The sequence below is a fragment of the Phenylobacterium haematophilum genome, assembly GCF_014196295.1.
GTDB classification, from domain to species: domain Bacteria; phylum Pseudomonadota; class Alphaproteobacteria; order Caulobacterales; family Caulobacteraceae; genus Phenylobacterium; species Phenylobacterium haematophilum.
The window spans coordinates 385,019-394,259 of the sequence record NZ_JACIDK010000002.1; the positions used below are offsets into that span (position 1 = coordinate 385,019).

Sequence of the window (9,241 nt, forward strand, 5' to 3'; positions counted from 1 at the left end):
GGCCCGCCCGGGTTTCCCTGGGCGGGCCTTTCTATTCGCGTCCGAAGATCTGCTTAGAGCTCTTCGTTGATCAGGGCGACTTGGAAGAAGCCGTTGCCCTGCAGGGTGTTCATCACCGCCATGAAGTCGCCGTAGCGAACGGTCCGGTCGGCGCGGATGTAAACGCGCTCTTCGGTCGGTTCCGGCTTGTCCAGGATGCGGGTCAGATCCGCCGGCAGCGTGTCGAGGCTGGTCGGCACGTCGCCGATGAAGATCTTGCCGCCTTGCTGAACATTGATCAGCGTCGGCTCTTCGACCTTCGCGCCCGGAGGCGGCGGGATCGCCGGCGGCAGGTCGAGCTTAATCGACACCGTCGCCGCGGGGATCGACACCATGAAGATGATGAGGAGCACCAGCATCACGTCCACGAAGGGCGTGACGTTGATGTCGCTGTTTTGGCCGAGGTCGAACTTGCCGCCGCCTCCGCCTCCCAGCTTCGCACCCATATGAATTTCCTTCCCTAGGGCCCCTACACTGGGGCCGCCGCACAGTCAGCGACACCCTTCGCTAATCAAAATGCGCTTGTAAAGCCCGAACCTGCGAACTTGCGTCCATCTGACGGCCTGCTCTGCTCGGCGCCTGTTTGCGAGGCGTGAATCCGAGTGATTCCGCCTCTCGCCAAGACCAATGTTAGGCAGGTAAGACCCGGCCATGACTTTCCAGTTCGACGCCTATGTCACCGCCGCCCTTTTCGGAAAGGACGGCAGAGCCCTGTTCGCCCTCGGCGACGGCACCGTCCGATTCGAGTCGGGCGAGCAGATCGAAGCCCACGACGGGGCGATTCTCTGCGCCTGCCTGCACCCCAGCGGCGAGGGCCTGATCACCGGCGGCGACGACGGACGCGTCGTCTGGTCGCGGACTTCGGGCGCTGTCGAGATCGCCAGGATCCCGGGCCGCTGGATCGACTCGGTCGACGCCTCGGCGGACTCCAAGCTGATCGCCTTTTCGGCCGGCAAGGACCTGCATGTCCGCGACACCTCCGATCCGGCCTTCGCCCGCACCTTCACGCACGAGAAGTCGGTGGCCGCCGTGGTGTTCGACCCGAAGGGCCGTCGTGTCGCCGCGGCGACCTATGGGGGCGCCTGGCTCTGGTACGCCAAGATCGCCGAGCAGAAACCCTATGTCCTGAAGTGGGCCGGCAGCCATGTGGGCCTGGCCTTCAGCCCGGACGGCAAGTTCCTGATGTCGGCGATGCAGGAGAACGCCCTGCACGGCTGGCGGGTCGCCGACGAGAAGAACCTGCGGATGGGCGGCTATCCGGTGAAGGTCAAAAGCATGTCGTTCGTCGCCAAGGGTCAGTTGCTGATCACCTCCGGCGCCAACGGCCTGGTGGCCTGGCCCTTCGCGGGCGCCACGGGGCCGATGGGCAAGCAGGCGGCCGAGGTCGGCTTTGATGAGAGCGCCATGGTCGTGCGGGTTGACGGCATGCCGGGCGGCCAGTGGGTCTGCGCCGGGCTGGACGACGGCCGGGTCTGGGCCTGCGACCTGGCTGGCCAGAAGATCATCCCGTTGAAGGCCGAGAAGGGTGCGGCGATCGCGGCCCTGGCGATGAGCAAGGACGGGACCCGCGTCGCCTGGGGCGACGAGGACGGCGCGGCCGGCGTGGCGAGCGTCTAGGCGGCGACCTCAAGGGCGCCTCATCCCGCCCATCTGGTGTTCATGGGTCCCGGTCTTGCTTCGCAAACCGGGATGACAACCCTGGGCGGCGCAGCGGGGGAGGAGCTAGGACTCAAATCCCTTCAGTTCGCCCCAGGTCTCGAACGGGTCGCGGGTGGAGCGGAAGCCGTTGATCGGCGCGGTCTCGTCGCGCCAGCCCAGCGCCATCCCCGAGAACAGCATGTGGTCGTCCGGCAGCCCGACCGCCTTGGCCACGGTCTGAGGATAGCGGGCCCAGTACTCCTGGGCGCAGGTGTCGAGGCCGCGCTCGGTCGCCAGCAGCATCACGGTCTGCATGTACATGCCGACGTCCGACCATTGAGGCGGGCCGACCTTGCGATCGAGGCAGAAGAAGAGGCCGACCGGTGCGCCGAAGAACTCGCCGTTGCGGGCGAACTGGCGCAGGCGGGCGGGCTTGTCCTCGCGCGGGATGCCGACCGAGGCGTAGAGCTCCTCGCCGTTCCTGAACCGCCGGGTGCGGAAGGGCTCCCAGAGGCCCGGGGGATAGACGTCGTACTCCATCGCCTCGCCCATCGGATTGGCCGCAACCTCCGCCTTCAGGCGCGCGAGCGGCTCGCCGGCCAGGGCGTAGACCCGCCAGGGCTGCAGGTTGCCGCCGGACGGGGCGCGGGCCGCCGCCTCCAGTATTTCGCGGACCACGGCGGCGGACGGGACGTCGGGCCTGAAGGCGCGGACGGACATGCGGGCGGCGACGGCGTCGGAAACGTTCAACAGATTGCGTCCTTGCGGCGGCTTGACCGGAAACCTGGCTCAAAGCATCGCTACTATCCGGCCGTGGGGTAAGGGCAAGGGTCTTGGCGAAGGCGTCTCGGGGTTTGTTCGGTCGGCTGGTGCGCGGGCTTCTGCTGCTGGTGCTGATCTTCGGCTTGATCGGCCCGGTGATGGTCACGGCCATCTACCGCTTCGTGCCGCCTCCGGTGACCTGGCTGATGGTCCAGCGGGTGACCGAGGGACGCGGCTTCGACCGCCGCTGGAAGCCGCTGGACGAGATCTCGCCGCGGCTGGTGCGCGCGGTGATCGCCGCCGAGGACGCTAAGTTCTGCGAGCATAACGGCTTCGACTTCCAGGCCATCGAAAAGGCCTACGAGGCCAACGCCAAGGGCAAGAAGCTGCGCGGCGGCTCGACCATCAGCCAGCAGACCGCCAAGAACGTCTTCCTGTGGCCGGGCCGCTCCTATGTCCGTAAGGGCCTGGAAGCCTACTTCACGGTGCTGATCGAGGTGATCTGGGGCAAGCCGCGGATCATGGAGGTCTACCTCAACTCCATCGAGTGGGGCCCGGGCGTCTATGGCGCCGAGGCCGCGGCCCAGAAGAACTTCGGGGTCAGCGCCGCCAAGCTCACCCCGGCCCAGGCCGCGCGGCTGGCGGCCATCCTGCCCAGCCCGCTGAAGTGGAAGGCGGCGACGCCAGGCCCCTATGTGAAGCGCCGCTCGGGCAAGATCGGCAAGGCGGCGGGGACCATCAACCGCGAGGGCATGGCCGCCTGCGTTCTGGGTTGACCGCGCGTCGATAAGCCATCCAATTCCGCGGGGGCTCAAACCTTGACGGAGGCGGCTGCATGAAGGTCGGCGTTCCCAGCGAGATCAAGCCGAACGAGCATCGGGTGGGACTGACCCCCACCGCCGTCCGCGAGTATGTTGAGCGCGGCCACGAGGTGGCGGTGCAGGCGGGCGCGGGTACTGGAGCGGGCTATTCCGACGAAGCCTATCGGCGCGCGGGGGCCGCCATCGTCGCAGACGCCGCGGCGATCTTCGCCGCCAGCAAGCTGATCGTGAAGGTCAAGGAGCCGCAGCCCAGCGAATGGGCGCGGCTGAACCCCGACCACATCCTCTTCACCTACCTGCACCTGGCGCCCGATCCCGAGCAGGCCGACGGCTTGCTGGCGTCCGGCTGCGCGGCGATCGCCTACGAGACGGTGACCGACGCGGCCGGCGGCCTGCCGCTGCTGGCGCCGATGTCGGAGGTGGCTGGCCGGATCGCTGTGTTCTCGGCTGGCGAGACCCTGCTCAAGCACAACGGCGGCATGGGGCTGCTGATTTCCGGCGTGCCGGGCGTGCCGCCGGCGCGGGTCTGCGTGCTGGGCGGCGGCGTGGTCGGGGCCAATGCGGCGCGGATGGCGGCGGGCCTGGGCGCCGAGGTGGTGGTGGTCGAGCGCTCGATCCCGCGCATGCGCCAGCTGGACGACATGTTCCTCGGCCGCATCCTGACTCGTTACTCGACGCTCGACGCGGTCGAGGAGGAGGTGCTGAAGGCGGACGTGGTGATCGGGGCGGTGCTGACCCCGGGGGCCTCGGCGCCCAAGCTGGTCCGTCGCGAGCACCTGAAACAGATGAAGACCGGCTCGGTGCTGGTGGATGTCTCGATAGACCAGGGCGGCTGTTTCGAAACCTCGCGTCCGACCACCCACGCCGACCCGACCTATGTGGTCGACGGCGTCGTGCACTATTGCGTGGCGAACATGCCGGGGGCTGCGCCCCGAACCTCGTCGGAGGCGCTGGTCCACGCCACCCTGCCGTTCGGCTTGGCGCTGGCCGATCGCGGGCTGGAGGCGCTGCGGGAGAACCCGCACCTGGCCAAGGGGCTGAACGTGCTGAACGGGGCGATCACTCACCCGGCGGTGGCGCAGGCGCTGGGGAAGGACTTCGTCGACCCGTTCGGGGTCTGGGCCAAGCGCTAGGCCGCGGCCCAGGCGCGCGGGTCGAGGGCGACCGGATCGTCGATCGCCATCTCGTCCCAGTCGAGGTCCGGCGGCGGGCTGGAGGCCGCGGCGATCACGGCCGAAAGTTCGGCGGCCGAGGTCACCCCGACCAGAACAGTCGCGGCTTCGACGCGCGAGAGCGCAAAGCCCAGCGCGGCCTGCAGCGGGTCCGAGCGGCCCTCGGCGATCAGCCGGCGAGCGCGCGAGATGCGGCTGGCGGCGGCCTTCAGGTGGGTCGGGGCGCGGTCCGGCGGCAGGAACAGCAGGCCGTTGAGGAAGATCGAGCGCAGGTGGACCTCCATGCCGAGGCCGGCCAACGCGGCCAGGGTGCCGTCGATCAGCAGCCGCTGGTCGAGCAGCGAGGCGGGGGCCTGGACGATGTCCGGGCGGAAGCGGCGGGCGACGCCCAGCGGATCATCGGAGGCGAACACCGAGACCCCGATCTTGCGGGTCAGGCCGGCGTCCTTCATCGCCTTCAGGCGATTCCAGAGCGCCATGCCGTGCGGGCCGAACAGATCGGCGGCGCAGGGCACCAGGATGGCGTCGGCCTGCTCCACGCCCAGGCGGCGAAGGGTGGCGCGGGCCTCGGCCTCGACATAGTCGGGGCCGCGGTCGGGGCGCACGGTCGAGATCGAGATGCGGAACGGGGTCGGGCGCGGCAGGGATTCGCCCAGCGCCGCCTCGGCGACCGCCGAATGGCCGTCGACGTCCAGCACCGGCAACTGCGCGCGCGCGGCGATGTCCAGGATGTCCCTGGCTTCGGCCTTGGGCGCGCGGCCGCGCACCAGCGTGGTCTGGTCCAGACCGAACTGTGCGGAGCCGAGGCCGAGCTTGGAGAGCGGTGAGATCATGAAGCCGGTGACGCTGGATACGGAAGCGAGGAAGCGCCATCTTCGTCGCAATGCCTAAAGAAGCGGTGTCTAGGACCTTTCCAGGGAGTTAAAGTCGAGCCATGCGAGAGCCGCTCCCCGAATGGCCGATGTTCGGCATGGCCGACGACGTCCGCCCCGCGCTGGCCCAAGCCCAGCAAGGGAATCTGCCCATCGCCCTGGCGACCCTGACCTCGGTCGAAGGCGGCGGTCCGCGGCCGCCGGGAACCCAGATGGTGTTCGCCCACGGGATTGTCTCCGGTTACTTTTCCGGCGGTTGCGTGGAAAGCGACGTGGCCGATCACGCCTTCGCCTGCCTGGAGGACGGAACGCCCCGCCGGCTGGTCTACGGCGCGGGCAGTCCCTGGCCCGACATCCAGCTGCTGTGCGGCGCGCGGATCGAGATCTTCGTCGAGCGCGTGACCCCCGACGACCCGGCCCTCCTCGAACTATTGGCCGCCCACGAGGCCCGCCGGCCGGTGGTCTGGGTCAGCGACGGGGTCCGCCGCGAATGCGGGACGGCGCCGACGCCCTGGGACGGGGCCATCGTCCAGGCCTATGAGCCGACCCCGCGGCTGGTGGTGTTCGGGGCCGACCCGACCGCTCTGGCCATCGCCCAACTGGGCGTCCAATCGGGCATGGAGACGACGCTGGTGCGGCCCAAGGGCCCGCAGAGCCCGCCGCCGATCGCCGGGATCGCCTATCGCCGCGACGAGCCGGGAGCTGCGCTGGCGGCGATCGGGACCGACGCCTGGACGGCGATCGCCATCGCCACCCACAATCTCGAGATGGATCGCGAGGCGCTGGCCGCGGCCCTGCCGTCCGACGCCGGCTATGTCGGCCTGCTGGGCGCGCGCAAGCGGCTGTCCGAGCGGCTGGCCCCGCTGCGCGCGGCCGGCTTCCCCGAGGCGCGGCTGCAGCAGCTGCACGCTCCCATCGGCCTCGACATCGGCGGCAAGGCTCCCTGGGAGGTGGCGCTGTCGGTGGTCGGCGAGATCACCGCCCTGCGCCATGCGCGCCTCGCCGAGGAACCGCGCAAGGCGACCCCGAAGCGGGCGACGGCCTAGGCCCGCGCCAGCGGCAGCACCTCGACCAGGTCGCCGGCGGCCAGGGCCTGGGCGTTCGCGGCGCGGCGCAGCAGGGCGTCGGCGGCGGCGAAGACGCTGACCAGCGAGGAGTCCTGGTCGCGGTAGGGCTCGGCGATCAGGCTGCCGTCCACGTAGCTGAGCTTGGCCCGCATCCAGTGCTCGCGCGAGCCGTTGGCGGCCAACGGCACGGCGGTTTTGGCGCTCGCCATCGGCAGGTTTTCGGCCCCGCCCTGCAGCTTCATGACGATGGGCTTCAGGAACAGCTCGGCGCAGACGAAGGCCGAGGCCGGGTTGCCGGGCAGGCCCAGCATCCGGCGGCCGTCGCCGAGCACCCCGAAGAAGGTCGGCTTGCCGGGGCGGACATTGACGCTGGCGACCTTGAGCGACAGGCCGAGCGCCTGGGCTGCGGCGCGCACCAGGTCGTGGTCGCCGACCGAGGCGCCGCCGACCGTGACGATCAGATCGGCGTCGGCGTCGCGCAGGGCGCCGATCACCGCGTCCAACTCGTCGCGCACTGGCTTGCACTTGAAGGCCGCGCCGCCCCAGCCCTCGACCATGGCGGCAAGGGCCGGCGCGCCGGAATCGTAGATCTGGTAGGGGCCCGGCGCGGCCGGCGCCTCGACGATCTCTTCGCCGGTGGACACGATCGCCACCCGCGGCCGGGCGTGGACGAGGACTTCGGCGCGCCCGGCGGAGGCCGCCAGGGACAACCGCCAGGGATCGATGCGGGTTCCGGCGCTCAGCAGCGCCTGGCCGGCTTTGAAGTCGCCGCCGGCGGGGCGGAGATTGGCGCCGGGCGCGGAGGCCGAGACCGTGACGCGGTCGCCCTCGCGGGTCGCGTCCTCCTGGATGACGATGGTGTCGGCGCCGGCCGGCATGGCCGCGCCGGTGAAGATCCGCACCGCCTGGCCCGGTTTCAGCTCGCCTTCATAGCCGTGGCCGGCTGCGCTCTCGCCGACGACGGCCAAAGTCCCGGGCGCATCGGCGCTGCGCAGCGCCCATCCGTCCATGGCCGAGGCGTCGAACGGCGGCTGGTGGCGGACCGCGGTCACGTCCTCGGCCAGGACCCGGCCGATGGCGGTCTTCAGGGCGACCGTTTCGGCGGGCAGGGCGGCGACCTGCGCCAGCATCGCCGCGCGGGCGTCGTCGACGGGCATCAGCTTCATGCGCGGGCCCAGTCGCCGGACTTGCCGCCGCTCTTCGTCAAGAGGCGCACGGTCTCGATGGTCATGCCTTTGTCGGCCGCCTTCAGCATGTCGTAGACCGTGAGGCAGGCGACCGAGGCGGCGGTCAGCGCCTCCATCTCCACGCCGGTCTGGCCGGAGGTCTTCACCCGCGCCGTGACCGACATGCCGCCCTCTGCCGGCTCGACCCGCACCTCGACCTTGCTGAGCGCTAGCGGGTGGCAGAGAGGGATGAGGTCCGCGGTCTTCTTCGCGGCCATGATTCCGGCGATCTCGGCGACGGCGCGCACGTCGCCCTTCTTGGCGTCGCCCGACAGCGCCAGGGCCAGGGTGGCGGCGTCCATGCGCACGAAGCCCTCGGCGGTCGCCTCGCGGGACGTCACCGCCTTGTCCGAGACGTCGACCATTTGGGCGCGGCCGGTCTCGTCGATGTGGGTGAGCTTGCTCACTTACTGCTCGAGCAGCCGGGGCATGAGCTCGACCATGTTGCAGGGGCCATGGCGGCTGTCGAGCTGGGCCGAGATCACCTTGTCCCAGCCGTCCTTCACCGCGCCGTTGGAGCCGGGCAGGCAGAACACGAACACGCCGTCGACGATGCCGGCTGTGGCCCGGCTCTGCAGGGTCGAGAGCCCGACCGACTGGTAGCTGACCAGGTGGAAGATCACCGAAAAGCCGTCGATCTTCTTGTCGAACAGCGGCTCGACCGCTTCAGGCGTAACGTCGCGGCCGGTGATGCCGGTGCCGCCGGTGGTGATGATCGCATCGACGCTGCCGGAAGCGACCCAGGCTTTGATCTGCTCGCGGATCTGGGCGACGTCGTCCTTGACGATGCCCTTGTCGGCCAGCTCGTGGCCTGCCGTCTTGATCCGCTCGGCCAGCACGTGGCCGGAGGTGTCGCTTTCCTCGTCGCGGGTGTCGGAGACGGTCAGCACCGCGATGCGGACGGGCCTGATCGCCTGGCTCTCGTCGATGCGGCCGCCGGGGGTGAAGGCGTTCATGGCTTGGTGCTCTCCCATCGGGCGATGTCGGCGTGGTCCTGGTCGCGCGGTTCGATCCAGCGCGAGCCGTCGGGGCCGGTCTCCTTCTTCCAGAAGGGGGCGCGGCTCTTCAAGTAGTCCATCAGGAAATCGCAGGCCTCGAAGGCCGCGCGGCGGTGGGTGGCGGCGGTGGCCACGAAGACGATCGGCTCGCCGGGCGCGATGGCGCCGACCCGGTGCACGATCTGGAAGTCGTCGAGCGCGAAGCGGGCCTTGGCCTCGCTCGCGATCTTGCCGATCGCGGCCTCGGTGAAGCCGGGATAGGCCTCGAGCTCCAAGGTCGTGGTCGCGCCGCGCTCGGCGCGGGCCAGGCCCGTGAAGGTGGCGATGGCGCCGGTCTCGTCGCGGCCCTGGCTGAAGGCGGTCAGCAGCGCGCCGGGCTCGAACGGCTGGTCGGTCAGGCTGATCATCCGCCGCTCATCGGCGGCAGGTAGGCGACCTCGGACCTCGCGGTCAGCGCCGCGTCGCCGCGCACGATCTCCTGGTCGAGGGCGACCTGAACGCCGGGCCGCGCCAGCGCCTCGGCCAGGTCCGCGTCCTCGTCCGAGAGCAGGGCGGTGAGGGCGGCGATCGAGTCAGCCTCCAGCTCGCGCGAGCGCCAGCCGGCGACGTCGCTCAGGCGACCGAACAACAGCACGCGCGCCATGAC

Annotated in this window: 12 protein-coding genes; 4 read left to right on the forward strand and 8 right to left on the reverse strand. The window is 70.2% G+C overall.

Annotated features, from left to right (window positions below; translation table 11 throughout):
• Positions 1–53: 53 nt before the first annotated feature.
• Entirely contained in the window at positions 54–485 is a 432-nt protein-coding gene (locus GGQ61_RS07750; protein ID WP_183771273.1) for a biopolymer transporter ExbD, read from the reverse strand.
• Between the two features lie 205 nt (positions 486–690).
• Between GGQ61_RS07750 and GGQ61_RS07755 the strand changes: the two genes are divergently transcribed.
• A complete protein-coding gene (locus GGQ61_RS07755) occupies positions 691–1,656 on the forward strand; it encodes a WD40 repeat domain-containing protein (protein ID WP_183771275.1) in 966 nt (321 codons plus the stop codon).
• A 105-nt stretch (positions 1,657–1,761) separates the two neighbouring features.
• On the opposite strand, the gene GGQ61_RS07760 is transcribed toward GGQ61_RS07755, so the two are convergent.
• Positions 1,762–2,427 carry a nitroreductase gene (locus GGQ61_RS07760; RefSeq protein ID WP_183771276.1) on the reverse strand — a complete coding sequence of 222 codons (666 nt, stop codon included), beginning with the start codon at positions 2,425–2,427 and terminating at the stop codon, positions 1,762–1,764.
• Between the two features lie 83 nt (positions 2,428–2,510).
• Between GGQ61_RS07760 and mtgA the strand changes: the two genes are divergently transcribed.
• Both mtgA and ald read left to right on the forward strand, forming a co-directional pair.
• A complete protein-coding gene (gene mtgA / locus GGQ61_RS07765; protein WP_183771278.1) occupies positions 2,511–3,215 on the forward strand; it encodes a monofunctional biosynthetic peptidoglycan transglycosylase in 705 nt (234 codons plus the stop codon).
• 59 nt (positions 3,216–3,274) lie between these two features.
• Positions 3,275–4,393 (forward strand): alanine dehydrogenase, encoded by a 1,119-nt coding sequence (gene ald, locus GGQ61_RS07770; RefSeq protein WP_183771280.1) that lies wholly within the window; start codon positions 3,275–3,277, stop codon positions 4,391–4,393.
• On the opposite strand, the gene GGQ61_RS07775 is transcribed toward ald, so the two are convergent.
• On the reverse strand, positions 4,390–5,265 hold the full coding sequence (locus tag GGQ61_RS07775) for a bifunctional regulator KidO (protein WP_183771282.1): 876 nt from the start codon (positions 5,263–5,265) through the stop codon (positions 4,390–4,392). The two genes, ald and GGQ61_RS07775, sit on opposite strands and share 4 nt — an antisense overlap.
• A 101-nt stretch (positions 5,266–5,366) precedes the next feature.
• Between GGQ61_RS07775 and GGQ61_RS07780 the strand changes: the two genes are divergently transcribed.
• A complete protein-coding gene (locus GGQ61_RS07780) occupies positions 5,367–6,350 on the forward strand; it encodes an XdhC family protein (RefSeq protein ID WP_183771283.1) in 984 nt (327 codons plus the stop codon).
• Here GGQ61_RS07780 and GGQ61_RS07785 read toward each other — a convergent pair.
• Genes GGQ61_RS07785 through GGQ61_RS07805 form a run of 5 tightly spaced genes read right to left on the reverse strand, consistent with a single transcriptional unit; the run spans position 6,347 to position 9,238 of the window.
• The gene (locus GGQ61_RS07785) at positions 6,347–7,537 is read right to left on the reverse strand and encodes a molybdopterin molybdotransferase MoeA (RefSeq protein WP_183771284.1); all 1,191 of its coding nucleotides are present in this window, start codon (positions 7,535–7,537) and stop codon (positions 6,347–6,349) included. The two genes, GGQ61_RS07780 and GGQ61_RS07785, sit on opposite strands and share 4 nt — an antisense overlap.
• Positions 7,534–8,004 carry a cyclic pyranopterin monophosphate synthase MoaC gene (gene moaC / locus GGQ61_RS07790; RefSeq protein WP_183771285.1) on the reverse strand — a complete coding sequence of 157 codons (471 nt, stop codon included), beginning with the start codon at positions 8,002–8,004 and terminating at the stop codon, positions 7,534–7,536. The genes GGQ61_RS07785 and moaC overlap by 4 nt, the downstream gene beginning before the upstream one ends.
• The gene (gene moaB, locus GGQ61_RS07795; RefSeq protein WP_183771286.1) at positions 8,005–8,553 is read right to left on the reverse strand and encodes a molybdenum cofactor biosynthesis protein B; all 549 of its coding nucleotides are present in this window, start codon (positions 8,551–8,553) and stop codon (positions 8,005–8,007) included.
• On the reverse strand, positions 8,550–9,002 hold the full coding sequence (locus tag GGQ61_RS07800; RefSeq protein WP_183771287.1) for a molybdenum cofactor biosynthesis protein MoaE: 453 nt from the start codon (positions 9,000–9,002) through the stop codon (positions 8,550–8,552). The genes moaB and GGQ61_RS07800 overlap by 4 nt, the downstream gene beginning before the upstream one ends.
• Positions 8,999–9,238 (reverse strand): MoaD/ThiS family protein, encoded by a 240-nt coding sequence (locus tag GGQ61_RS07805; RefSeq protein WP_183771289.1) that lies wholly within the window; start codon positions 9,236–9,238, stop codon positions 8,999–9,001. The genes GGQ61_RS07800 and GGQ61_RS07805 overlap by 4 nt, the downstream gene beginning before the upstream one ends.
• Positions 9,239–9,241 lie beyond the last annotated feature (3 nt).

Excerpts from the sequence above, each read along its gene's own strand:
- GGQ61_RS07785 (WP_183771284.1), bottom strand. The coding sequence starts at position 7,537 with ATGAAGCTGATGCCCGTCGACGACGCCCGCGCGGCGATGCTGGCGCAG.
- GGQ61_RS07780 (WP_183771283.1), top strand. The coding sequence starts at position 5,367 with ATGCGAGAGCCGCTCCCCGAATGGCCGATGTTCGGCATGGCCGACGAC.
- GGQ61_RS07805 (WP_183771289.1), bottom strand. The coding sequence starts at position 9,238 with ATGGCGCGCGTGCTGTTGTTCGGTCGCCTGAGCGACGTCGCCGGCTGG.
- GGQ61_RS07800 (WP_183771287.1), bottom strand. The coding sequence starts at position 9,002 with ATGATCAGCCTGACCGACCAGCCGTTCGAGCCCGGCGCGCTGCTGACC.
- ald (WP_183771280.1), top strand. The coding sequence starts at position 3,275 with ATGAAGGTCGGCGTTCCCAGCGAGATCAAGCCGAACGAGCATCGGGTG.
- GGQ61_RS07755 (WP_183771275.1), top strand. The coding sequence starts at position 691 with ATGACTTTCCAGTTCGACGCCTATGTCACCGCCGCCCTTTTCGGAAAG.
- GGQ61_RS07775 (WP_183771282.1), bottom strand. The coding sequence starts at position 5,265 with ATGATCTCACCGCTCTCCAAGCTCGGCCTCGGCTCCGCACAGTTCGGT.
- GGQ61_RS07750 (WP_183771273.1), bottom strand. The coding sequence starts at position 485 with ATGGGTGCGAAGCTGGGAGGCGGAGGCGGCGGCAAGTTCGACCTCGGC.
- moaB (WP_183771286.1), bottom strand. The coding sequence starts at position 8,553 with ATGAACGCCTTCACCCCCGGCGGCCGCATCGACGAGAGCCAGGCGATC.